Below are 23,216 nucleotides of genomic sequence, written 5' to 3'. Positions count from 1 at the left end.
CGCCCGCCGCCCGCCGCGCACCCCGTGTCGCCCGCCCGTCACCTCATCCGGGCTCGGGCGTCCGGATGACGCTATCGCCGGAGCAGCCTCCGCATCCGGGCGATCTCCACTCCCTGCCCGGACAGGACGTCCTGGGCGACGGCCAGCATGGCCCGATCCGTGCCCTCGCGAAGCTCCTGGCCGGCCATGGTCATCGCCGCCTCATGGTGGGCGATCATCAAGGTCAGGAAGAGCTCGTCGAACGCCGCTCCCCTGGCGGCCCTGAGCCGGTTCATCTGCTCCAGGGTGACCGTGTGGTCGTCATGTCCCGCCGGCGGCCGGCCCACCGACCTCAGCCATGACGTCATGGCGGCGATCTCGGCCCGTTGCGCGGCCGTGATCCGCCCGCCGATCGTCCGCAGGGCCACCGACGACGACCTGGGCGCGACCAGCGCCGCCATCTCCAGTGCCTGCCGGTGGTGCGGGACCATGCCTTCGGCGAACCGCACGTCGGCCGCCGTCACCCGGGCCTCGGACATACCGAGGCCCTCGCCCGGCCGCGCCGTACGGCCCGCCTCTCCCGGACCGCCGGGGACGATCACCGGCGCCCCGGTGCCCGCGACCAGCGGGGCCCGCTCCCCCGTCCCGGCCGCATCGCAGCCGCTGAGGGCCGAGGCTATCGAGATCATGACGATAACCGCACATAGCCCACGCATATCCCGCATACCTTCGATAATGAGTTAGGGCTCCCGACGTGATGAGGTCATTTTGCGATCGACTGTGGCATCCGGCCTGACCGCACTGCTTCTGGTTGCCGGGTGCGGCGCCGATCCCGCTCCCGCGGTTCCGCGGTCCGCCACCTCTTCGGCGGCGGCGACGGCCTCGACCGGGGCGTCGGCGTCCGCGGACGTCATGCACAGCGCCAATGTCACGCATGTCGCCAACGTACCCCCGCAGGCCCCGCTGGACGGGCCCCAGGCATGGGGTACCGACCTGGCCTTCCAGGGCGATCACGTGTTCGTCGGCAACTACGACGGCTTCAGCGTGTTCGACGTGTCCGACCCCACCAGACCCGCCGCGGTCAGCCGGGTGCTCTGCCCCGGCGAGCAGAACGACGTCTCGGTGAGCGGGAACCTGCTGTTCCTGTCCGTCGACTCCCCGCGTGGCGGCCCGGCGTGCGGCAGCGCGGAAGGCCGGCGAGGCTCGGACGAGGGCTGGGAGGGCATCCGGATCTTCGACATCACCGACAAGGCCCACCCCGCCTTCGTGTCGGCGGTCCGCACCGAGTGCGGTTCCCACACCCACACCCTCGTTCCCGGCAAGGACGGGGACGAGGTCTACCTCTACATCTCCTCGCCGGGTCCGGAGCCGGAGTCGACGACATGTCCCGCTCCGCACGACAACCTCTCCGTGGTCGAGGTGCCCGTCAAGGATCCGGCCGCGGCCAAGGTGGTGTCGATGCCGAAGATCTCCGAGGAGAAGGACGAGGAGAGCCTCGGCGGCTGCCACGACATCACCGCGTATCCGGAGAAGGACCTGGCCGCCGCCGCCTGCTTCGGTGACGGGCTGCTCCTGGACATCTCCGACCGGCCGCACCCGCGGGTGCTCCAGCGCGTGCACGACGAGGAGAACTTCTCGATCTGGCACTCGGCCACGTTCGACAACGCGGCCACCAAGGTGGTCTTCGGCGACGAGCTGGGCGGCGGCGTCAGCGCCACCTGCGACGGCGCCACGCCCGAGAACCACGGGGCGGACGCCGTGTACGACCTCTCCAAGGACCGCAAGCTCACGCTCCGCGGTTACTTCAAGATCCCCAGAGAGCAGCAGCCCGACGAGAACTGCGTGGCGCACAACGGGTCACTGCTGCCGGTCCCCGGCAGGGACATCATGGTCCAGTCCTGGTACCAGGGCGGGGTGTCGATCTGGGACTTCACCGACGCGTCCGCCCCGCGGGAGATCGGATTCTTCGAACGCGGCCCCGTCGAGGGAGTCGGCGGCTCGTGGTCGGCCTACTACTACAACGGCTACATCTACTCCAGCGACATCACCAAGGGCCTGGACGTGCTCCGGATCGACGATCCGCTGACCGATCCGGCCAGGAAGGTCACGCTCAAGGAACTGAACGCCCAGACCCAGGTCTCCTATCCGGAGTGACCCGTCACGGGTCGAGGTCGGCCGCGCCGCGCTCGGCGAAGACGCGCATCGCCTTGGCGGTGATCGGGCCCGGCGCAACCGGAAGCACGGTCTGGTCGACCGCGCGGATCGGCTGGATGTCGCGGGTGGTGGAGGTCAGGAAGGCCTCCTCGGCCTCGTAGAGGGCCGACAGGGGGACGTCCTCCTCGGAGGCGTCGCACCACTCCAGCGTCAGCGCCCGGGTGACCCCGGCCAGACAGCCGGAGGACAGCGTGGGAGTGAGCAGGCGGCCGTCGCGCACGATGAAGACGTTGCTGCCGGTGCCCTCGCAGAGGTTTCCGGCGAGGTTCTCGAAGATCGCCTCGCCTCCGCCCCTGGCCTTGGCGTAGAAGAGGGCCTTGGCGTTGTCGCCGTAGGAGGTGCTCTTCACTCCGGTGAGCGCGCCGCGCTCATTGCGCGGCCAGGGCACGACGGTGACGTCCGCGGTGGCCGGGAACGGCTTCTGCTCGTCGACGATCACCACGGTGGTGCAGCCCTGGTCCCCGCGGTCGGAGCCGAGCGGGCCGGGGCCGCTGGTGTAGGTGACGCGGATCCGGCCGAGCCGCCACGGGGGCGCCTCGGCCAGGCAGGCGTGTATGCCGGCGGCGATCGCGTCGACATCCGGCTCGGGCAGGTCCATACGCTGGGCGGAGAGCCGGAGCCGGTCGAGGTGGCGGGTGAGCGCGAACGAGGCGCCGTTCACGCACTTGATGGTCTCGAAGACACCGTCCCCCACCATCAGCCCATGGTCGAACACCGAGACGGCGGCCTGCTCCGGACTGATAAGTTCCCCGTTGACCCATACGGGCACGTTCATCTAATTCCTCCTGAACCTGCTGAACCTGACGTGGAAGCGAGCGCGATGAGCCGGGAGGCCTTCAACTCGGTCTCCTGCCACTCGCGTTCCGGATCGCTGCCCCAGGTTATGCCCGCGCCCGTGCCGAAGTGGATCTCGTCGGACGAGAGCCAGAACGTCCGGATGCCCACAGCCAGCGACGCTCGGTGCCGGTCTGCGTCGACCCAGCCCACGGTTCCACAGTACGGCCCCCTCGGCTCGGGTTCGAGTTCATTGATGATGCGCAGAGCAGAAGATTTCGGGGCGCCGGTCACCGAGCCGGGAGGAAAGGTCGCCGAGAACAGCTCCGGCCAGCCGAACTCCGGTGCGAGCCGGGCCCGGACCGTGGAGACCAGGTGCACCAGTCCCGGGTGCTCCTCCACCTCGCACAGCGCGGGCACGCTCACCGAGCCGACGGCGGCGACCCTGCCCAGGTCGTTGCGGACCAGGTCGACGATCATCACATTCTCCGCGTAGTCCTTCTCCAGCAGGTCCCGCGCGGTGACTCCGGTCCCCTTGATCGGCCTGGACTCGATCAGGTCGCCGTCCCTGGCCAGGTAGAGCTCAGGGGAGGCCGACACCACGCTCACCCCGGGCAGGCTCACCGCGGCGGCGTAGGGGGCGGGGTTGCCCTCCGCCAGCCGTACGGCCAGCGCCAGCGGATCCGCGTCCCCGGGCAGCGGCGCGGTCAGCACCCGGCACAGGTTGGCCTGGTAGACCTCGCCCCGTTCGATGTGGTCGCGGATGCGGCGTACCCCGCCCTCGTAGGCGGCCCGGTCCAGCGAGCTGCGCCACGACGACGGGTGCGGTCCGTGCCAGGGGCCACGGGGCACGGGCAGCGGCACCGGCCGGACGTCGTCGAACCGGGCACACGTGACCTTGCCCTCGTAGTCGACCACGACGGCCCACCAGCCCGTGCCGTCGAGCGCGGCCAGGTCGGTGGTGACATCACGGAGCCGGGTGGCCAGATGCCCGCCCACATACGCAAATGAGTCGTGCACTGCACTATTGTCCCGCCACCTCGGACAGCGGACGCACCAGCGTGCGGGCGGGAGGCGACGGGCGGCACGACCGTGGAGGTGTCACGGCTGTTCCGGCCGGGGCTGCCGATCGAGGCGGAGGTGATCGCCGCTATCCCAGCGGGCCGGTGACCGACTCGGCGGCGGCGACGATCACGTCGTCGGCGACGAGCCGGACCACCGCCTCGATCTCCGGGGCGAGGAAGCGGTCCGGGCCGGGGCCGGAGACCGCCTGACGCAGGGAGGCGACCACGGCCGCGGTCGCGGGCGCGGGCCGGTGCGGTGCCCGCAGGTCGAGCGCCCGCGCGGCGGTGAGGATCTCCACCGCGAGCACCCGGGTGAGGCCGTCCACCGAGCGGCGCAGCTTGCGGGCGGCCGACCAGCCCATCGAGACGTGGTCCTCCTGCATGGCGGAGCTCGGGATGGAGTCCACGCTCGCGGGCACGGCCAGCCGCTTGAGTTCGGAGACGATCGCGGCCTGGGTGTACTGGGCGATCATGTGCCCGGAGTCCACGCCGGGGTCGTCGGCGAGGAAGGCGGGCAGGCCGTGGCTGCGGGCCACATCGAGCATCCGGTCGGTACGGCGCTCGGAGATGCTCGCCACGTCCGCGACCGCGATGGCCAGGAAGTCGAGCACGTAGCCCACCGGAGCGCCGTGGAAGTTGCCGTTGGACTCCACCCGGCCGTCGGCGAGGACCACCGGGTTGTCGATCGCGGAGGCGAGCTCCCGTCCGGCGACCGTGGCGGCGTGCGCGAGGGTGTCCCGGGCGGCCCCGGCGACCTGCGGGGCGCAGCGCAGCGAGTAGGCGTCCTGGACGCGGGTGCAGGTGCCGTCCCGGTGGGAGTCCATGATCTGCGAACCCGCCAGGAGGGCGCGGAGGTTGGCGGCGCTGGCCGCCTGGCCCGGGTGCGGGCGCAGGGCCTGCAGGTCCGCGGCGAAGACGCGGTCGGTGCCGAGCAGCGCCTCCACGCTCATCGCCGCACTGATGTCGGCGGTCCGGAACAGGCGGCCGAGGTCGTCCATGGCCAGGATCAGCATGCCGAGCATGCCGTCGGTGCCGTTGATGAGCGCGAGGCCCTCCTTGGCGGCGAGCTCGACGGGCTCGATCCCGGCCTGCTTCAGCGCCTCGGCGGCGTCCACGCGCTCTCCGGAGGCGTCACGGACGACACCCTCTCCCATGATCGTGAGAGCGACGTGGGAGAGCGGCGCGAGGTCGCCCGAACAGCCGAGACTGCCGTATTCGTGCACCACGGGGGTGATCCGGGCGTTGAGCATGTCCTGGAGGACCTTTGCGGTCTTCGGGCGCACGCCGGTGTGACCGGTCGCCAGCGTGTGCAGGCGCAGCAGCATCAGCGCCCGGGTGACCTCGGTCTCCACCTCGGGACCGGAGCCGGCCGCGTGCGATCGGACCAGGGAACGCTGCAGCTGGGCGCGGAGCGAGGGGGCGATGTGCCGGGTGGCCAGGGCCCCGAACCCGGTCGACACCCCGTAGGCGGGCGTGGGGCTGTCGGCGAGTTCGTCCACGCGGGTGCGGGCCGCGGCCATGGCCGCCACGGCGTCGTCGGTGAGCTGCACCGCGGCGCCGTACCGGGCCACTCTGACGACTTCTCCGAAGCTCAGCGGCTCCGGTCCGATGTTCACGACCTCGTTGTCGCGCATGGCGTCACTCTCTCGCATTAGGTAACTGGCGTATGCGATGTTAGCCCCTTACAGGCAAAGATCGCCGTTATGCCCGCCCTGCCCGAGTCCGTGACTTCGACCAGCCGCCGCGCCGCGCCACGCCTGTACCAGCCCCGATCGAGAAGAGCGCCGGTCAGCGCGGCGCCGAGAGCTCCGCCGAGATGCGAACGGCGCTCGGTCCAGTCCAGGCACGCGGGAGCGAACCTGCGCCGCCCCTCTCTGACGGTCTCCACGTCGACACCGAGCTCCCCGAGCCCGGCCTCCCCCGCGGAGGTCACCTCGAAGGCGTCCTGCCCGGTCAGGTATCCGGCCGCGAGGAGCGCGTCGAGCAGCTCCACACCCGCGCGTCCCGCGAGGTGGTCGTAGCAGGTGCGGGCCTCCTGCAACTGCCGCGCCTGGCGGGACTGGTGCAGGGACCGCACCGCCGGGCGCACGCTGAGCCCGGCCAGGGCCTCCAGCACCTCGGCCACCTCCGGACCCGCGAGCCGGTAGTAACGGTGCCGGCCCGCGGCCGCCACCGTCACCATCCCGCCGTCCAGGAGCCTGGCCAGGTGGGCGCTGGCGGTGGCCGGGCTCACCCCGGCCAGCCTGGCCAGCTCCCCGGCGGCCAGCGCCCGGCCGTCCAGCAGGACGGTCAGCATGGCGGCCCTGGTCGGATCGGCCATGAGCCCCGCGACGGGGGCGATGTCGGCGTCGGCGGCGATGTATTCGGCAACCATGCTTCGACGGTAACCCAACCGTCTTTCGTCCAGCGTCGAAGCATCCGGGATCGCCCGGCACGCCGAGCAGATCGGGACACTCCGGTTTGGGGAGTCGGCGAGTATTCGCTAGAGTTCTAGGCGTGCGGCCGGGTCAAGCCCGGAAACACACGCGGAAGTGGCTCAGTGGTAGAGCATCACCTTGCCAAGGTGAGGGTCGCGGGTTCGAATCCCGTCTTCCGCTCGAAGGGTCTTTGCGACCCTCACTCCGGTGGAGTGGCCGAGAGGCGAGGCAACGGCCTGCAAAGCCGTGTACACGGGTTCAAATCCCGTCTCCACCTCTCGTGTTCGGCGAGGACGATTAGCTCAGCGGGAGAGCGCTTCCCTGACACGGAAGAGGTCACAGGTTCAATCCCTGTATCGTCCACCATCATGTTTCGACGGCCGCCAAGCCCCTGCGGGCATTGGCGGCCTTCTCTTTTCCGGGCCCGCCGTCGACCGGTGTGACGTTCTCGGAGCCGGAGCCGGAGCTGGAGCTGGAGCCACCACCGGACCGGCCGCCGGCGGCGGGCATCCCGGCGCGGAGTGACCTTCCGGTCTGCCGGGTACGGAGGTGTGCAGGAGCGGCACCGGCCCCGCCGTCGTGGTGCCACCGTTCCGGGCCCGCTTCGGGAGCAGCTCCGTGGCTCCCATGACCATGTGCGTCCGAGGGACGCCGCCGGGTGAATCGAGCGCCGTGTGAGCCTTTCCCGGCGACACCGTCTCCGGTCCGCGAGCAAGGGGTTGCCATGACCGAACACATCTCGGCTGCGGGGGATCTGGGCCGCCGGGTCGCACATCGCCGCAAGTCCCTCGGCATGACCAGGGAACAGCTGGCCGAGCGGGCCAGGATCGATCCCGGCTACCTCGGCTACCTGGAGGAGCGGGCCGCCTCGCCGGGTTCGAGCACCGTCAACCAGCTGGCCGTGGCTCTGGGCACCAGCAGCGAGGAGCTGCTCGGCGGCACCGTGGACACGCCCAGGGGACGAGGTCCGGCGGGGGCACGGCCACGGCTGGAGAGGCTTGACACCGACGAGTGCATGCGGCTCATCTCGCCGGGCGGCGTGGGACGGGTGGGCTTCACCACCTCCACCGGACCGGTGGTGATACCGGTCAACTATGTGATCCACCATGGGGCCGTGCTGCTGCGCACGGCCTTCGGAGGACCACTGGACGAGGATCTACGCACTGGTGTCAAAGGGGTCGAGTTCAAGGTCGCCTTCGAGGTCGACCACATCGACGATCCCAACAGGCAGGGCTGGAGCGTGCTCGTCCGGGGCGCCGCCCACCACGTCTCCGACGAGGAGCGGGCGGCGGCGGCGGGCGCGGGTGTCGAGCCGTGGGCGGGCGGTGATCGGGAGCTCTACATCCGCATCACCCCTGCCGAGATCTCCGGACGGCGCATCCATCACGGCCCGGAGTAGTCCATGGCCCGGAACAGGCCGCCGAAATGACGGGCGCCCGCGCCATCACCGCTCTCGGCAGCGGAATTCACTGCATCGCCCAGCGGCCTCGCCCTTGATAGGACGACAGGAGTACGGTTACTCTGGCGTGATTTTTTGCGGGTTTGTCTAGAGGATTGTCCGCATGCGGCCATTTTGAGAAGTAGATCTTGTCAATCTGGGCGATTAGTGCGAATACTTGCGATTTGTTCTTATTACCGAGAGAGGCATCGCAATGAAGCATGTCATTGTTCACAAACCTGGCACGGTCCAGCTCCGCGGGACCGCAAGCCCCAAGCACGTCGGCTGACGCGGACTTCAGAGAACCGGCGTCCAGCGATGGGCGCCGGATCTAGAAACATATAAAACGGCACGAAACGACACAAAGGAGACTGGTGAGTCGGGGACCGTTCCCACCAGAAAGCCCACCCCTTCCCCCCCTGCTCCTGCCTCCCGTCGACGCGGACCGTCGCCTGCGCGGACCGTACACCGTCGGCGGCGCGATCGCCTCGGCGCTGGCACCCGTCGCCGCACCGGAGTTGCTCTCCCGCTACGACCTGGAGCTCCGGGCCATGGCGCCCGACCTGCATGGGCTGGTCCCGGTCCGACGCCAGTCGGTCGCCGACCACCTGCCCCGGGCGGAGCGGATCCTGGTCCACGCCCCCCGCCGCACGCTCCGCCTGTCCAACGGGTTCGCCGAGTTCCTCCGCGAGCACCTGACGGCGACCGGACCGCGGACGCTCGTCGTGGAGACCGTCCACGAGGCCGACCCCACCGACCGCGAACTCCTGGCGGTGCTGCGGCGGCGGATCGACCCGGAGCTGCTGACCGTCGTGACCGGCGAGCAGGCCGTACCGGATGAGTCCCTGACTCCGGAGGAGCACGACGCCCTGGCCGACGAGCTGGAGCGGGAGGGGACGATCGGCGCGCGGCTCGGCGCGATCCCCTACCACCGCGAACGCGGCACCGATCCGCACCGGGCGGTGGAGGCGTTCCGCTCCGCGGTCGAGTGGTGCCTGGACTCGGGCTTCCACGACGCGGTGGCGGAGCTGGGGCTGCGCGCGCTGCCGCTCGCCGACCCGGCCACCGACCCCGACACCTGGTGGCGGTTACTGCACAGCACCGCCACCGCCCTCGGCTCGCTGAACCGCGAAGACGAGGCCGAGGCCCTGTTCGACCTGGCCAGACGGGAGAGCCTCTCCCCCGTCACACACGCGTCCGCCGCCTATTCGACCGGCATGCTCAAGGTCCGCCACCACGACCCGGCACGGCGCGACCTGAACGCCGCGCTGGCCTGGGTCAACCAGGCGATCGCCATCTCCACGCTGCTCCCCGACCCGCGCGAGCGCGCGTTCAAACTGGGTTTCGACCTCAACGGCCGTGCGCTGGTGGAGGTACGGCTCGGCGCCCCCGCCAAGGCCCTTGAGTTCGTCCAGGAGGCGGTGGAGCTGGCAGAACGCGACCTGGGGCCGGACGAGCACCCGATCCACCGGCTGGTGCTGCGAGCCAACAGGGCGCAGCTCGCCATCATGCTGGGCCGTCCCGAGGACGCCCTGGAGGACCTGGACGCGGTGATCGCGGCCGACCCCGGCTATCCCGACTACTACATCGACCGGGGCAACCTGCTGCACCGGCTCGGCAGACGGGACGCGGCGATCGCCGACTACGAGACGGCGATGCGGGTCGGCCCGCCCTTCCCCGAGCCGTACTACAACCGGGCCGAGATCCTCTTCTCCGCCGGCGACCACCAGGGCGCCCTCGTCGACCTGGACCACGCGCTGGAGCTGGATCCGGAGTTCGTGGACGGGCTGGCCAATCGGGCCGGGCTGCTGGCCGCACTCGGCGAGTACGACAGGGCGAGAGCCGATGCGGAGACGGGGCTCGCGCTGGAACCGGTCAACCCCTACCTGCTGTGCGCGCTGGGCCAGGTCGAGATGGCCGAGGGCCGCCACAAGGAGGCACGGGCCGCCTTCGACCAGGCCCTGGAAGGGGCACCGTCGCTGACTGCGGCGTGGGCCAGCCGGGGAATGCTGGCGTTCGAGACCGGTGACCCCGAGGGCGCGGTCGCCGACTTCACCCGCGCCCTCGAACCCGGTGCCGACCCCGCGCTGCTGTTCAACCGGGCGATGGCGCTGCGCGCGGCCGGGCGGGATGCGGAGGCGACGGCCGATCTCACCCGGGCGCTGGAGCTGGCACCGGACGACGACGACATCCGCCGGGAACTGACGGCCTGAGCCCGGCGGCGACGGCGTGCACATCGAGCCGCGGGACTCCGGAACGGCCCCTCGAAGAGGGCGGCACGGCGCGATCGGCGGATCACGATCAGCCGATCGCGCCGCCGAGATAGCGCTCGGCCAGCTCGCAGGTGCCTTCGGTGTAGCCTGCTCCGAGTTCGGCGGCGATGTCCACGCCGGTGTGCGTGCCGATCCAGGCGACCAGCAACAGGCGGCGGAACATGATGAAGGTCCAGATCTCCGCCTCGTCCTCGGCGGGCAGATCGAGGATGCCCCGGTAACCGCGCACCCAGGAGGCGATCATCTCGGGAACCTGGGGGTGATCTTCGATGAAGCTGAGCGCGGCGGCCAGGTCGTAGAGATACCACCCGAAGCCGCAGTCGTCGAAGTCGATCACGCTGGGCGGCCCGTCGCCCACCACCAGCAGGTTGGCCATCCGCAGATCGGCGTGGATCAGGCCGTAACGGCCGACGCCCCGGCCGAACCGGCGCAGCCGTTCCCGCAGTTCCCGGGAGAGCCGGCCCAGTACGGCCTGCGCACCGGAATCCACGCCCAGACCGTCCTGCCAGCGGCCCCAGCGCGCCTCCGCGCCCAGGGCGGCGTCGTAGTCCCATCGGAAACGGGTGAAACCCGTCGGAGGCCGCCAGTTCCGCGCGTGCCGGTGCATCCGCGCGGTGATCGCGCCGAGCCGCTCGAAGTCGCGGACCAGCCGCTCCCGGGGCGGCTCGGTACCGGGCAGGAACTCGAACATCACGCAGTCGCGGGGCTGCGCGCCGGAGACGGTCAGCACCGGGGAGCCGTCCGGCGCCGGGAGCACCCGGGGGGTGCGGACCCCGGCCTCCTCGCGGAGCGCGCCCAGCCAGGCGAGCTCGGACCGGATCGCCGGGGTGGCGTGGTATCCGAGGCGGTGCACCCGCAGGACGGACCGCGCACCGGTGACCGGGTCGTCCACCCGGTAGGTGGCGTTCTCCGACACGTTGATCAGCGTGACCTCGGCGTCCGGCAGGCCGTGGATCCGGACCGCCTCCCGGGCGGCCTCGTCCACCCGGTCCAGCACGTCGCCCCCGGCGGACAGGTCGTGGACCCGCATGAATTCTCCGTTCGGGTAGGCGGAACCGCTGATCTCGTATGAGATCTTGCACCACCGATCAGCGACAGATACAAACCGAATTGTCTACTGCCAAGGCTTTAGAGGTTAAAGGAGCCCGGTGAACCTCGAACTCGCGCTGCGCATGTGTGAGGCCTCGGTGAAGCAGGCCGGGCGGGAAGGCGCCCTCATCTCGGTGGCGGTGGTCGACGCGGGCGGCCACCTGGTCGCCTTCCAGCGGATGGACGGTTCGGAGATCGCCGGGCCGGCCCTCGCCCCCGGCAAGGCCTACACCGCGGTGGCCCACCGGATGTCCACCGCGGCCCTCGCCCTCCTGGTCGTTCCCGGCGGGGACCTCTACGGCCTCGCCGGAGACCGGTACGTGTGCTTCGGCGGCGGCATCCCTCTCTGGGACTCCGACGAGGGCCGGCGGGTGGCGGGCGCGGTCGGCGTCAGCGGCGGCACCGTCGCCCAGGATGTGGCCTGCGCCGAGGCCGCCGCCGCGCTCTGGGAGGGGGCGTAGGCGAGCGAAACACGATCATCAGGTTACCTCCGGTGCCGGTGGGGCAGAGGTGGCCTTGCGCCAGACGGTGATCGTCTGGCGGGTCCCACTCACTGGAGGATCTCGTGAACGTTCTCGTGCTGCTCGCCCTGGTCTGCTTCCTGGCCGCCACGATCTGGGCCGCCATCGGCCGGTCCTGGGCGGTCGCCCTGCTCGCGGCCGGCGCGTTCCTGATCACGCTGTCCGGTACGTCGCTGATCGACGGCTAGACGACTCCCTTGTCCCGCAGGGCGGCGAGGTCCTCCGGTGACACCCCGAGGGCGCCGAGGACCTCGGCGGTGTCCGCGCCGTGCGGGCGGCCCGTCCAGCGGATCTCACCGGGGGTGCCGGTGAGGCGGAACATCACGTTCTGCATCCGGATGGGGCCGAGTTCGGGGTCCTCCACCGTGGTGATCGCGTCCAGGGCCGCCAACTGCGGGTCGGCCATGATGTCACGCACGTCGTAGATGGGCGCGACCGCCGCCTGGGCCCGTTCGAAGGCCGCCAGCACCTCCTCGCGGGTGTGCTCGGCCACCCAGGCGGCCACGGCGCCGTCCAGCTCGTCGGCGTGCGCGACCCGGCCCGATCCGCTGGCGAACCAGGGCTCGCCGATCACCTCGGGCCGGCCGACCAGGGTCATCACCCGCTCGGCGATGCTCTGCGCCGAGGTGGAGACCGCGACCCAGGAGCCGTCCTTGCAGCGGTAGGTGTTGCGGGGGGCGTTGTTGACCGACCGGTTGCCGGTGCGCGGCGGGACGGTGCCGAGCTGGTCGTAGATGGTGGGCTGGGCGCCGAGCACCGTCAGGATCGGCTCGATGATGGACAGGTCGACCACCTGCCCCTTGCCCGAGCGCAGCGCGGTCATCACCGCGAAGGCCGTGGCGAGGGCGCAGATGCCGTCGGCCAGGCCGAAAGGCGGCAGCGTCGGCGGTCCGTCCGGCTCCCCGGTCATCGCCGCGAACCCGCTCATCGCCTCGGCGAGCGTGCCGAAGCCGGGCCGCTTGGCATAGGGACCGAACTGCCCGAACCCGGTCACCCTGGCGAGCACCAGGTCCGGGTTGGCCTCACTGAGCCGCTCGTAGGAGAGGTTCCACCGCTCCAGCGTCCCGGGCCGGAAGTTCTCGATCACCACGTCGGCCTCGCGGACCAGCTCGACCAGCAGGTCCTGCCCCTCGGCCGTGGACAGGTTGAGGGTGATCGCGCGCTTGTTGCGGCCGAGCATCTTCCACCACAGCCCTTCGGGGCCGTGGCCGCGTGAGGGGTCCGGCTTGGCCGGGTGCTCGACTTTGATCACCTCGGCTCCGTAGTCACCGAGCAGCATCGCCGCCATCGGACCGGCGAACAGGGTCGCCAGGTCCAGTACGCGGACACCTTCCAGGGCTTTCATCGGGCCTCCGGGTGCGGGGATCGGGCGAGACTCCGGTCGATCTCGGCGCGGGTGGGCATGGAGGTGCTGGCCCCCTCCTTCTGCACGGACAGGGCCGCTGCGGCTCCGGCGAAGCGGACGGCCCACTCCGGGGAGCGCCGTTCGACCTGGGCGGCGGCGAGCGCCCCCACGAACGTGTCGCCCGCCGCGGTGGTGTCCACCGCGCGCACCTTCTCCGCCTCGACGTGCAGGGCCGGGCCGGTGCCGGGTCCGGAGGTCAGCGCGCCGCGCGACCCCAGGGTGATGATCACCCAGTCGACCCTGGCCCGGAGGGCGCGCACCGCGTCCTCGTGACCGGCCTGTCCCGTGATCGCCGCGGCCTCGTGCTCGTTGGCGACGATGATGTCCACGGCGTCCAGCAGTTCGTCCGGGAGTGGCTGGACCGGGGCCGGGGTGAGGATCACCGTGGTGCCCGCCGCCCGGGCCGCGCGGGCGGCCGCGGTGACCGCCTCGATGGGCAGCTCCAGCTGGAGGAGGAGCACGTCGGAACGGGCGATGACCTCCAGGTCGGCTTCGGAGGGCGCGGTCACCGCGCCGTTGGCGCCGGGCACCACGATGATGGAGTTGCCGCCCTGGTCGTCGACCACGATCTGGGCGATGCCGGAGGAGCCCGGGACGGTGCGCAGGCCGCTGACGTCGACTCCGGCCTCGGCCAGCGTCGCGCGCATCCGGGGCCCGAAGTCGTCGTCGCCCACGGCACCGAGGAAGGCCACCTCGGCACCGGCCCGTGCGGCGGCGACGGCCTGGTTGGCGCCCTTGCCTCCGGGGACCGTACGGAACGCGCGGCCGGTCACGGTCTCGCCGAGCGCGGGTGCCGCCTCGACATAGGCCACCAGGTCCATGTTGGCACTGCCGAACACCGAGATCATGATTCCTCCGTCGACAGAGCCAGCGTACGGCGTGCCAGCTCGTCCAGGCCGATGCCGTCGAACCCGGTGATGCTGCTGGACAGCCGGTTCTTCATCGACCATTCCTGCGGGATCTCCGACGCGCCGCGCAGCGCGCCGACGATCGAGCCCACGGTCGCCCCCGCCGAGTCGGTGTCCCAGCCGCCCGCCACGGCGCCGGCGATCGAGGCGGTGAAGTCGCCCCGGCCGTGCACCAGCGCCGCCGTGATCAGCGCGGCGTTGTTGATCGTGTGGACCCAGTGCAGGTCCCCGTGGCGTCCGTGGAGCCGGTCGACGACCCGTTCGAAGTCCGATTCCTCCCGTGCGTCTTCGGCGGCCTGCCGCATGGCGGCGGCCAGGCGGGAGTCCGGCGGGATCACGGCGAGTCCGGCGGCGACCACCTCCTCGGCGGAGGAGGCCACCAGCGCCGTGGCGCACATCGCGGCCACGGACATGGAACCGTAGATCCCGTTGGCGGTGTGGCTGAGGCGCGCGTCGCGCCAGGCGGACTCCGCCGCCGCGGCCGGATCGCCGGGGTTGGCCCACCCGTAGACGTCGGCCCTGATCAGCGCGCCGATCCACTCCCGGAACGGGTTGCGGAAGGTCGCCGTGGTGACGGCCTGCGGCTCGTGGGGGTCGGGCGGCTCCAGCCCGGCCAGCAGGTTGCGGTAGGCGGCGCGCTCGGCGGTGAAGACCCGGCCGCCGGGCAGTTCGTCCAGCCAGAGCCGCGCGACGTCGTCGGTGGTGAACTCCCGGCCGTGCCGCTCCAGCAGGGCCAGGGCGAGCAGCGCGAAGTTGAGGTCGTCGTCCTCGGGGACGCCGTCGATGTTCTCGGCGAGGCTGTTGACGGCGCTGCGGCGGTTCCACGGCCAGCGCCGGCCGATCTCGGCGGGCAGCCCCTCGGCGGTGAACCACCCCCGGATCGGCCAGTTCCCGGTCGCCTCGGCGATCGCCCTGATCCCCTCCCTGGGAATCTTCTCCACCGGCTTGCCCAGCACGCAGCCCGCCGCCCGGCCGAGCCACGCCCCGAGCATCCGGTCCATGGCCTGCGGGCCGGAGGCCGCCGTGTCCTTGCGCGCCGGCCACTGCGGGCAGGCCGCGATGATCTCGGCCAAGGTCGAGGGCTCGGCGAGCGGGGACGGGATCCCGGCGAGCTCGTCGAGCAGTTCCTCGGCCAGATGGCGCAGCCGTACCGGGGGAGCCTCGGGTGAGGCCCCTGCCCGGGGCGGGGCGTCGTGCCCTCCCGCAGCGTGCCAGCGTGCGGCGATCTCCGCCACCTCGCGACCGTCCTCGGCGGCCTGGCGGAGCTCGTGGCCGACCAGGTCCTCCGGCTGCACCCAGGTCAGTCTGATCATCCGGCGTCTCCGAGAAGAGCGGCGAAGGCGGACTCGTGGGCGCGCCGGCGCTCCAGGTCCGCGCGGTGGATGTCGCGGGCGACGCGGGCCAGGTTCAGGCCGGGGGTGACGAGGTCGGTACGGCTGGCCGTGGAGATCGGCTCCAGCCAGTCGGCGGGGACGGCGCCGCGCCCGCCGAGGGCTCCGGCGACGGCGCCGCCCATGGAGGCGATGGAGTCGGCGTCGCGGCCGTAGTTGACGCCGCCGAGGACGGTGTCGCGGTAGTCGCCCTTGGCGATCAGTAGGAAGGCCAGGGCGAGCGGGAGCTCCTCGATGCTGTGCAGGCGGCTCGGACGGCGGGCGCCGAGGCCCTGGTCGCGATAGGTGTCGGCGACGGTGTCGTAGGGCTTCATGGCGGCGCGCAGCGTCTCGAAAGAGCCGTCCCAGTGGCCGAGGCCGCGGGCCGCGGAGCACACCGCGTCGATGGCCGCTTTGGTGCCGTCCCGTGCCACCCGCAGGCAGGCGGCGACCACCGAGTCGGGCGTCGCGCCCGGGCGCATGGCCTCGGCCACCGCGGCGGCGAGCACCCCGGCCGCCTCCCGGCCGTAGCTGGACTGGTGGGCCCCGGCCAGCTCGATCGCCTCGGCGTAGGCGGCCTCGGGGTCGGCGGCGTTCACCACGCCGACCGGCGCCATGTACATCGCGGCACCGCAGTTGACGATGTTGCCGACACCGGCCTCACGCGGGTCCACATGACCGTAGTGCAGCCGCAGCACCAGCCACTTCTCCGCCAGGAAGACGCGCTGCAGCGGTAGCGCCTCGGTCTCCAGCTCCGGGATCCAGCGCTTCTCCCCCATCATCTCCGGCACCAGGTGCTCGGCCGCCGCGTAGGCGTCCAGGTGGCCCCCGACCCGCTCGTAGACCCGGATCAGCGCGTGGGTCATCAGGGTGTCGTCGGTGATGTGGCCGTCACCCTTGTGGTAGGGCGCGATGGGGCGGGCGTTCCGCCAGTCCTCGAAGTACGGCGGGACCAGGCCCTCGACGTACCCGCCGTAGCGCTCGTGGATCTGCTCGGGCGTCCATCCCTCGGTGGCGCCGCCGAGGGCGTCACCGACCGCGGCGCCCGCCACGCATCCCACGGCCCTGTCCTCAAGCGTGCCCTCGGCCGTGCTCACCGGGGTACCCGTCTCACCTGCTGTGCTCATCCGATCCATCCCCTCGCGATGTCCAGTAGATCAATTCCCGCCAGTTCGGGCAGGCAACAGCCCGTCAGGGTGGTGCTCCACCCCCGCGGCAGCGCGTCGTGACCGGTGAAGGCGCCGGTCAGCGCGCCGGTCAGCGCGGGCGCGGAGTCCGCCGCGGCGGCCAGGCAGGCGGCGGCCGGCACGGCGGTGCTCGTCGAACCGGCGGAGACCTCCGCCAGCGCGAGCGCCACCGGAAACGTCTCGGCGGCGGCGACCCCGTAGCTGTAGACGTGGTCGAACAGCGCGGCGTCCAGCGCGGGCACCGCCGCGAACGGGTCGCCCGCCTCACGGGCGACCGTGAGCGCGGTGCGGGTCGCGCGGCCGATGACGGTGTCGTCGGGAAGCGCCTCCAGCGCGGCCTGCACGGCGTCGCCCATCGGGCCGCCGTCCACCAGGACGCCGATCGCCCGGGCCATCGCGACGGCCCCCAGCACGCCGTCACCGGCATTGGTGACCTGGGCGTCGGCCGTGGGGTCCAGCCCCGCGGCCCCGAAGGCGACCGCCCGCACGACCGCGGCGTCGTCGAAGAAGTGCGGGTTGTCGTGCCCGCTGGCGGGCGGGCCGAGGCCGCGCGCAAGGTTGTCCAGCGCGGTCCGCACCGAGATCCGCGCCCTGATGTCGTCCCTGCCGGTCAGGCCGGCGAACGCCGCCGCACGGTCCTGGTCGATGGTGAGCACGGTCCAGGCGAGCCATTCGGCGTCGTCGGACGGCCCCGTCACCAGCGGCGCGACCGGCTGGTTCAGCGCGAACGGCACTGGCAATGTGGTCACCCGGTGCTCCTCGGCGAACGCGTCGAGCTCGCGGTGGAGGCGTCTGCTCCACGGCGCGTGCACTCCGGCCCGGTGCCGTGCTGAGGGCCATCCCGCCGCGTCGCCGATCGCCAGACCGGCGAACGCCCCCAGAATCCTGTCCCCCGACATCATCGCCCTACGTCCCTTCCACGAGCTGATCGGCCACGTCGAGCACGTGCCGTCCCGCGGTCACCGGCAGGCAGCGTCCCTCGACCGGGCCGATCTGCCGTGCCCACCGCGCCGGTACCGCCGCCTCGCCGCGTCCCGCCCCGGCGATGGCGCCGGCGATGGCCGCGGTGGTGTCGGCGTCCCGTCCCAGGTTCGCCGCGATCACCACGGACTCCTCGACCTCTCCCCCGCCCAGCAGGTAGGCGGCGAAGGCGAGGGCGACGGCTTCGGGGGCCAGGTCCGTCCACGGGTAGTGCCGGACCACGACCGCCTCATGCAGCCGGCCGGCGATCTCGCCCGATCCGAGGCGGACGGCGTCCCGGGCGCGGTTGACGCTGCGGGCGGTCCACGAGTCCTCGGGGATCACGCCGAGGCCGGCCGTGACCGCCTCGTCCGGAGAGGCTCCCGCCATCGCGGCGGCCACCGCCCCGGCGACCGCGCGACCGCCGAGGATGCCCTCCCCCGCGTTGCTCACGCTGCCGTCGACCTCCACCAGGCGGGCGGCCTCGTCGGGGTCGCCCGCGGCGAAGATCCCGTACGGCGCGGCACGCATGGCCAGGCCGTCCGACCAGCCGTGGCGGTGCCACTGGCCGGTCAGCGGCGGCTGGAGCCCCTGCCGGAGCGCCTGGATGGCGCCGAGCTCGGAGAAGCCCGCGCCCTTCATCGGCCCGTCGATCAGCGGGATGATCTCTTGGCGGTAGGCCTCGACGACGTCCTGGGAGGTCAGCGCGTGCCCGTGCCGTACGAGCAGGGAGGCCGCGAAGATGGTGTACTCGGTGTCGTCGGTGCCGCCGCCGTCGATCTCGGTCAGTCTGCCCCAGCGGGCGGCGATCTGTTCTGGCGAGAGATTCTCCGCCGGGCGCCCGAGGGCGTCGCCGGCCGCGAGGCCGAGCAGACATCCCCGGGCGCGCCCCCGATGCGTCAACGTCACTTGTTGTATCGCTCCAGTACCTGGTTGCCCTCGTCGACCAGCTTCTTCGCCACCTCGTCAATGGTGATCTTGTCGGCGAAGTACTGCTGCAGCGTGGGCGTGGCCACCTTGCTCTTCCACTCGTCGAAGCCGTTGACCTTCAGGAACGGCGCGACCACGAGGCTCTTGGCCGATGCGGTCGCCACGTTCCAGCCGTTCTCCTCGACGGTCATGGCGGGGTCGCCCGCGGCCTTGACGGAGGTCGGCAGCAGCCAGTCGCCCTTGGCGAGCTTGACCTGGTTGGCACCGTTGAGGAAGAAGGAGATGAACTTCAGCGACTGCTCGGGATACTTGCTGTCGGCGGCGACCGACAGCGTCTGCGAGACGGCGCCCTGCTCGGAGCTGACGCCCTTCAGCGGCGGAAGGGTGATCCACTCGAAGCCGTCCGGGGCCTGCTCCACGACCTGCTGGCGCAGGTAGACGCCGGCCGGAAGCATCGCGTACTTGCCCGCGTAGAAGCCGGGCAGCGGGTCGGCCGAGCCCATGCCGAGCGCGGACGGGTCGGCGGACTTGTCCTTGTAGAGCTGGTCGTGGATGCGCTGGAGCACCTCGCGCTCCTCGGCGCCGACCTTGACCGTCGTCTTGCCCGCGCCGTCGGTCTGGAAGAAGGTGCCGGCGAAGTTCAGGCTCAGGTTGAGCACCTTGTTGACCGGCGACTTCATCGGCCAGGCGACGCCGTAGGTGTCACCCTTGGTGAGCTTCTTGGAGATCTCGGCGAACTCGTCCCACGTCCAGGGACTGTCCGGGGTCGGAATCCGCACGTCCGCCGCCTCAAGCAGCTTCTTGTTGGCGATCGTGACCTGCGACTCCTGCAGGAACGGCACGCCGTACACGCCCTGACCGCCCTTGCCGTCGCCGAAGGTGACGGTGTCCCAGGCGGGCTGCGGGATGTCGCTCTTCAGCTCGGCCGGGATCTTGTCCTTGATGTCCAGCAGGTAGCCGCGGTTGGCGAAGCCGGACAGGGCCGGGGAGTCGTCGTGGATGACGTCCGGCGGGTCACCGGCCTCGAAGGAGGTGACGAGCTGGTCGTTGACGTTGTCCCAGCTTCCCTGGATGTACTCGACCTGGATCTTGGGGTTGGCCTTGTTCCACTCGGCGACCAGCTCCTTGTTGGCGGCGATCGACTCCTTCTGCCAGGCGAGGCTCTGGAATTTGATCGTCACCGGCTCGTCGGGGGCGGCCGCGGGCGATTCCGAGGCACATCCGGCGGCGAGCACGAGGAGGCTCGCGGCCACCGCGGTCCTCATACGCATATGACTTCTCCTAATCGGGGGGTGGGACTATCCCTTGACGGCTCCGGCCATCAGGCCGGACTTCAACCGCCGCTGGATGACTGCGAAGAACAACAGACTCGGGATCGTCGCCAGGAGCGAGGCGGCGGCCAGTGGGCCCAGCCGTACGACGCCCTCCGCGCCGGTGAACTTCACCAGCGTCAGCGGCAGGGTCGCCACATCCGGGTCCTTGAGGACGATCAGAGCGAACAGGAACTCGTTCCAGGAGGAGATGAACGCGAACAGCAGGGTCGCGACCACCCCGGGGGCCAGCAGCGGGGCGACGACGCTCACCAGCGAGCGGATCCGCCCGGCCCCGTCCACCGCGGCGGCCTCCTCCAGCTCACGCGGTACGGCGCGCACGTAACCCTGGAGCATCCACAGCGCGAACGGCAGGACGAACGTGACGTGCACGACGGTCAGGCCGGGCAGCGTGTTCACCAGGTCCAGCCTGCGCAGGACCATGAACAGCGGGATGATGATCAGGATGAACGGGAAGACCTGGCTGACCAGCACCCACCCGATCGCGATCCGGTTGACCAGCGAGCGGTAGCGGGCCAGCGCGTAGGCGGCGGGCAGTGCCAGGATCACGGTGAGCACCGCGCAGGCCACCGCGACGACGAGGCTGCGCAGCCCGCTGCCGACCAGGTCCTGCTCGCCGAAGGCGTCGGTGAAGTTGGTCAGCGTCGGTGCGCGCGGGATCCACGTCGGATGCAGGCTCGCCAGCTCCTGCGGCATCTTCAACGCCGTGGACAGCAGCCAGACCAGCGGGAACGCCAGGAAGACGATGTAGCCGGCCAGGGCCAGATAACGCAGTGCCTTGCCCATGTCAGCTCGCCTCCCGCATCTGCCGCCAGAGGTAGACGCCGAGCACGGCCAGCACGACGATCACGATCGCCACGCCCAGAGTGGCCGCGTAGCCGAAGAAGCCGTAGCGGAAGGCCTCCTCGTAGGCGAAGAGCATGGGCAGGCGGGTCTGCCCGCCGGGGCCGCCCTGGGTGAGGACGTAGACCAGCCCGAACTGGTTGATGTTCCAGACGAAGTCGAGCGAGGTGATGGCCACGATGACGGGACGGAGCTGGGGCAGGGTGATGCTCCAGAACTTCCGCCAGGTGCCCGCGCCGTCCACCTCGACGGCCTCGTACAGCTCCTTGGGGACGCCCTGCAATCCGGCCAGCAGCACCACCGTGGTCTGCGGCATGCCGGTCCAGATCCCGACGACGATCACCGCGGGCAGCGCGATGGAGAAGTCGTTGAGCCAGTCGATCTCGGTGCCCAGCATGCCGTTGAGGATTCCGGCGTCCGGGTGGTAGACCAGCCGCCACATCAGCCCGATGACGACGGGCGGCATCGCCCATGGCACCATCGCCAGCACCCGGGCGAACCCCCGGAACCGCAGGTCCTGGTTGAGCAGCAGCGCCAGCCCCAGCGAGGCCAGGAACTGCAGCACCGTCACGGAGACCGCCCAGATCATCCCGATCCGGAACGACGCCCAGAAGTCCCCGTCGGAGAGCAGGTCCCCGAAGTTCGACAGCCCGACGAACGAGGTGACCGAGTTGCGCCCGGAGCGCGCGTCGGTGAACGCCAGGAAGATCCCGTAGAGCAGCGGTCCCACACTGAACACCAGCACGGGCACCAGCGCGGGCAGCATCAGCAGCATCGCCTCGCGCCCCTGCCGCCCACCCTTGCGGGGTTTCTTCGGTTTCACCGTGCTGACCGGCCGGTCGGCGGTGAGAGTCACGATTCCTCCTCTCCTACGGTTGAGGCCCGGACCACCAGGCGGGGCGGTACGGTGACCACTCTGGGGTCCCGCTCGCCGTCACCCAGCCGGTCCAGGAGTAGTTCCGCCGCCACCCGGCCGCGCTCGGCGGAGCCGAGGGAGACGCTGGTCAGCGCGGGCCAGGCGACGGCGGCCATGTCTATGTCGTCCATGCCGGCCACCGCCACATCCTGGGGCACCCGGCGGCCCGCCCGGCGCAGGACGTCCAGCGCGCCGAGCGCGATCAGGTCGTTCGCGCACATGATCGCGTCCAGGTCGGGTGCCCTGTCCAGCAACCGGCGCACCGCGGCCGCGCCCTCGGCGCGGTAGAAGTCACCGATCTCCACCAGGCTCTCGTCGTAGGGCAGTCCGAGGGCGGTGAGCGCCTTGGCGTAGGCCGCGGACCGGGCCGAGCCGGGCACCGTGTCCAGCGGGCCGTTGACGAATCCGATCCGGCGGCGCCCCAGGGAGTGGAGGTGGTCCAGCGCCAGTTGCACGCCGGTGCGGGAGTCGGTGCGGACGTTGTCCACCCGGGTGCCGTCCGGCACCGAGCCGATGACGACCACGGGTGCGCGGGCCGCCTCGACGGCCTTCAGGTGCGCCTCGCCCACCCGGAGCGGAATCATGATCAGTCCGTCCACGTAGCGCTCGCCGAGGCTGTGCAGCACGTCGATCTCGTCGGCGACGTCCGCGTCCGTGGAGTGCAGCACGAGGCGGTATCCCGCGGCCTTCAGCACCGGCTGGATCTCGCGGACCATGGCCAGGTAGACCGGGTTGCCGATGTCGGCCATCGCGAAGGCCACCTGGTTGGTCCGGCGCGACTTCAGCGACCGGGCCACCGAGTTGGGGACGTATCCCAGCTCCTCGGCCGCGCTGAGCACCCGGCGCACGGTGTTCTCCCGGGTCGGCAGACCGTTGAGGACACGGGAGACCGAGGCGATCGAGACGCCCGCCCGCTCCGCGATCGTGGTGATCGTCGGCCCGTCGCTCACAGAGACCACACCTTTCCGTAAACGATTACTTCGATCTTTATGACCTACTGAAAACGTTTACTGGGTTAGGGGTATGTAACTCGCAGGTAATAGGAAGCGTCAAGTCACGATCGAGTAACGGCAGGTCAAAGGGGCTATCGTCCGCAGAGGCCCCGCTTCACCTTCCGGAGACGCCGGGACGGACCGTCAGCGGAGACCGGCGGGAGCCGATGAGTGCCTAAATGGGCGGATTTGAGATACTTTGCCCATGCCTTCCGCGCTCCCCGTCATCGTCCTCGTCCTCGTGTTCGCCTGGATGATCTTCACGAACCTGCCTCGCCGAGGCCGGACGACGTCGTACAAGGACGCGGACCACAAGGGCGTGGTGATCTACTGGCGGCCCGGTTGCAAATACTGCATGAGGCTGCGCACGCGCCTGCGCTTCACGCGGCTGCGCTACCGCGAGGTCAACATCTGGAGAGATCCCGAAGCGGCGGCGTTCGTCCGCTCGGTCGCGGACGGGAACGAGACCGTGCCGACCGTGACCGTGGCCGGGCGGGCGATGGTGAACCCATCGAAGACCCGGTTGCTTGAAGCGGTCACGACGCACGCCCCGCACCTGGCGCCCGGCACGGAGAAGTGAACCGCCCGGTCGTGAGCGTCCGGAG

Annotated in this window: 22 protein-coding genes and 3 tRNA genes; 9 read left to right on the top strand and 16 right to left on the bottom strand. The window is 71.1% G+C overall.

The features are described from left to right. Positions 1–71: 71 nt before the first annotated feature. Positions 72–668, bottom strand: a complete 597-nt coding sequence (locus tag OHA77_RS36415; RefSeq protein ID WP_326823659.1) for a DUF305 domain-containing protein — start codon at positions 666–668, stop codon at positions 72–74. A gap of 79 nt (positions 669–747) precedes the next feature. On the opposite strand from OHA77_RS36415, the gene OHA77_RS36410 reads away from it, so the two are divergent. Next, the gene (locus OHA77_RS36410) at positions 748–2,133 is read left to right on the top strand and encodes an LVIVD repeat-containing protein (RefSeq protein WP_406313780.1); all 1,386 of its coding nucleotides are present in this window, start codon (positions 748–750) and stop codon (positions 2,131–2,133) included. A 4-nt stretch (positions 2,134–2,137) separates the two neighbouring features. Here the strand turns inward: OHA77_RS36410 and OHA77_RS36405 are convergent, their stop codons facing one another. The 4 genes from OHA77_RS36405 to OHA77_RS36390 all read right to left on the bottom strand — a co-directional run bounded on the left by OHA77_RS36405 (position 2,138) and on the right by OHA77_RS36390 (position 6,405). Beyond that, positions 2,138–2,968, bottom strand: coding sequence for an aminotransferase class IV (locus tag OHA77_RS36405; RefSeq protein WP_326823661.1), 831 nt, complete (start codon positions 2,966–2,968; stop codon positions 2,138–2,140). After that, positions 2,965–3,987, bottom strand: a complete 1,023-nt coding sequence (locus OHA77_RS36400; protein WP_406313779.1) for a chorismate-binding protein — start codon at positions 3,985–3,987, stop codon at positions 2,965–2,967. The genes OHA77_RS36405 and OHA77_RS36400 overlap by 4 nt, the downstream gene beginning before the upstream one ends. A 130-nt stretch (positions 3,988–4,117) precedes the next feature. Further along, positions 4,118–5,665: a histidine ammonia-lyase gene (hutH, locus tag OHA77_RS36395; protein ID WP_326823663.1), complete on the bottom strand. Its 1,548-nt coding sequence runs from the start codon at positions 5,663–5,665 to the stop codon at positions 4,118–4,120. 17 nt (positions 5,666–5,682) lie between these two features. Then, the gene (locus tag OHA77_RS36390) at positions 5,683–6,405 is read right to left on the bottom strand and encodes an ArsR/SmtB family transcription factor (protein ID WP_406313778.1); all 723 of its coding nucleotides are present in this window, start codon (positions 6,403–6,405) and stop codon (positions 5,683–5,685) included. Positions 6,406–6,556: 151 nt separating this feature from the next. On the opposite strand from OHA77_RS36390, the gene OHA77_RS36385 reads away from it, so the two are divergent. From OHA77_RS36385 to OHA77_RS36365, 5 genes are all read left to right on the top strand, one after another. Then, positions 6,557–6,628 (top strand) — tRNA-Gly (locus OHA77_RS36385). Between the two features lie 26 nt (positions 6,629–6,654). After that, a tRNA-Cys gene (locus OHA77_RS36380) sits at positions 6,655–6,725 on the top strand. A gap of 14 nt (positions 6,726–6,739) precedes the next feature. Then, a tRNA-Val gene (locus OHA77_RS36375) sits at positions 6,740–6,814 on the top strand. Positions 6,815–7,172: 358 nt separating this feature from the next. Then, positions 7,173–7,847, top strand: a complete 675-nt coding sequence (locus OHA77_RS36370; RefSeq protein WP_406313777.1) for a helix-turn-helix domain-containing protein — start codon at positions 7,173–7,175, stop codon at positions 7,845–7,847. A 413-nt stretch (positions 7,848–8,260) separates the two neighbouring features. Beyond that, positions 8,261–10,099 (top strand): tetratricopeptide repeat protein, encoded by a 1,839-nt coding sequence (locus tag OHA77_RS36365; protein WP_406313776.1) that lies wholly within the window; start codon positions 8,261–8,263, stop codon positions 10,097–10,099. Between the two features lie 88 nt (positions 10,100–10,187). On the opposite strand, the gene OHA77_RS36360 is transcribed toward OHA77_RS36365, so the two are convergent. Then, the gene (locus tag OHA77_RS36360) at positions 10,188–11,189 is read right to left on the bottom strand and encodes a phosphotransferase enzyme family protein (protein WP_406313775.1); all 1,002 of its coding nucleotides are present in this window, start codon (positions 11,187–11,189) and stop codon (positions 10,188–10,190) included. Positions 11,190–11,307: 118 nt separating this feature from the next. Here OHA77_RS36360 and OHA77_RS36355 point away from each other — a divergent pair, with 118 nt between their 5' ends. Next, the gene (locus tag OHA77_RS36355; protein ID WP_406313774.1) at positions 11,308–11,709 is read left to right on the top strand and encodes a heme-binding protein; all 402 of its coding nucleotides are present in this window, start codon (positions 11,308–11,310) and stop codon (positions 11,707–11,709) included. Between the two features lie 104 nt (positions 11,710–11,813). Further along, positions 11,814–11,957, top strand: a complete 144-nt coding sequence (locus OHA77_RS36350; RefSeq protein ID WP_326823669.1) for a hypothetical protein — start codon at positions 11,814–11,816, stop codon at positions 11,955–11,957. Here OHA77_RS36350 and OHA77_RS36345 read toward each other — a convergent pair. The 10 genes from OHA77_RS36345 to OHA77_RS36300 are packed head-to-tail and all read right to left on the bottom strand — an operon-like array spanning position 11,954 to position 22,569. Beyond that, complete coding sequence (locus tag OHA77_RS36345) at positions 11,954–13,114, bottom strand: CoA transferase (RefSeq protein ID WP_326823670.1); 1,161 nt, start codon at positions 13,112–13,114, stop codon at positions 11,954–11,956. The genes OHA77_RS36350 and OHA77_RS36345 overlap by 4 nt on opposite strands. Continuing rightward, on the bottom strand, positions 13,111–14,022 hold the full coding sequence (rbsK, locus tag OHA77_RS36340) for a ribokinase (protein ID WP_406313773.1): 912 nt from the start codon (positions 14,020–14,022) through the stop codon (positions 13,111–13,113). Before rbsK ends, OHA77_RS36345 begins: the two co-directional genes overlap by 4 nt. Further along, on the bottom strand, positions 14,019–15,395 hold the full coding sequence (locus OHA77_RS36335; protein WP_406313772.1) for an ADP-ribosylglycohydrolase family protein: 1,377 nt from the start codon (positions 15,393–15,395) through the stop codon (positions 14,019–14,021). Before OHA77_RS36335 ends, rbsK begins: the two co-directional genes overlap by 4 nt. Continuing rightward, positions 15,392–16,579, bottom strand: coding sequence for an ADP-ribosylglycohydrolase family protein (locus tag OHA77_RS36330; RefSeq protein ID WP_326823673.1), 1,188 nt, complete (start codon positions 16,577–16,579; stop codon positions 15,392–15,394). Before OHA77_RS36330 ends, OHA77_RS36335 begins: the two co-directional genes overlap by 4 nt. Beyond that, the gene (locus OHA77_RS36325) at positions 16,576–17,541 is read right to left on the bottom strand and encodes an ADP-ribosylglycohydrolase family protein (RefSeq protein ID WP_406313771.1); all 966 of its coding nucleotides are present in this window, start codon (positions 17,539–17,541) and stop codon (positions 16,576–16,578) included. The genes OHA77_RS36330 and OHA77_RS36325 overlap by 4 nt, the downstream gene beginning before the upstream one ends. A 4-nt stretch (positions 17,542–17,545) precedes the next feature. Beyond that, positions 17,546–18,508 carry an ADP-ribosylglycohydrolase family protein gene (locus OHA77_RS36320; protein WP_326823675.1) on the bottom strand — a complete coding sequence of 321 codons (963 nt, stop codon included), beginning with the start codon at positions 18,506–18,508 and terminating at the stop codon, positions 17,546–17,548. After that, positions 18,505–19,800, bottom strand: a complete 1,296-nt coding sequence (locus OHA77_RS36315) for an ABC transporter substrate-binding protein (RefSeq protein ID WP_406313770.1) — start codon at positions 19,798–19,800, stop codon at positions 18,505–18,507. The genes OHA77_RS36320 and OHA77_RS36315 overlap by 4 nt, the downstream gene beginning before the upstream one ends. 27 nt (positions 19,801–19,827) lie before the next feature. Then, on the bottom strand, positions 19,828–20,646 hold the full coding sequence (locus OHA77_RS36310) for a carbohydrate ABC transporter permease (RefSeq protein WP_406313769.1): 819 nt from the start codon (positions 20,644–20,646) through the stop codon (positions 19,828–19,830). 1 nt (position 20,647) lies between these two features. Next, on the bottom strand, positions 20,648–21,559 hold the full coding sequence (locus OHA77_RS36305; RefSeq protein ID WP_326823678.1) for a sugar ABC transporter permease: 912 nt from the start codon (positions 21,557–21,559) through the stop codon (positions 20,648–20,650). After that, on the bottom strand, positions 21,556–22,569 hold the full coding sequence (locus tag OHA77_RS36300; protein ID WP_406313768.1) for a LacI family DNA-binding transcriptional regulator: 1,014 nt from the start codon (positions 22,567–22,569) through the stop codon (positions 21,556–21,558). Before OHA77_RS36300 ends, OHA77_RS36305 begins: the two co-directional genes overlap by 4 nt. Before the next feature lie 247 nt (positions 22,570–22,816). Here OHA77_RS36300 and OHA77_RS36295 point away from each other — a divergent pair, with 247 nt between their 5' ends. Continuing rightward, on the top strand, positions 22,817–23,191 hold the full coding sequence (locus OHA77_RS36295) for a glutaredoxin domain-containing protein (protein ID WP_406313767.1): 375 nt from the start codon (positions 22,817–22,819) through the stop codon (positions 23,189–23,191). Positions 23,192–23,216 lie beyond the last annotated feature (25 nt).

It is taken from the genome of Streptosporangium sp. NBC_01639, assembly GCF_045209755.1.
In the GTDB taxonomy this organism is placed as follows: domain Bacteria; phylum Actinomycetota; class Actinomycetes; order Streptosporangiales; family Streptosporangiaceae; genus Streptosporangium.
Note: the sequence above shows the minus strand (reverse complement) of the source record. Positions and strands in the feature narration are given on the sequence as shown.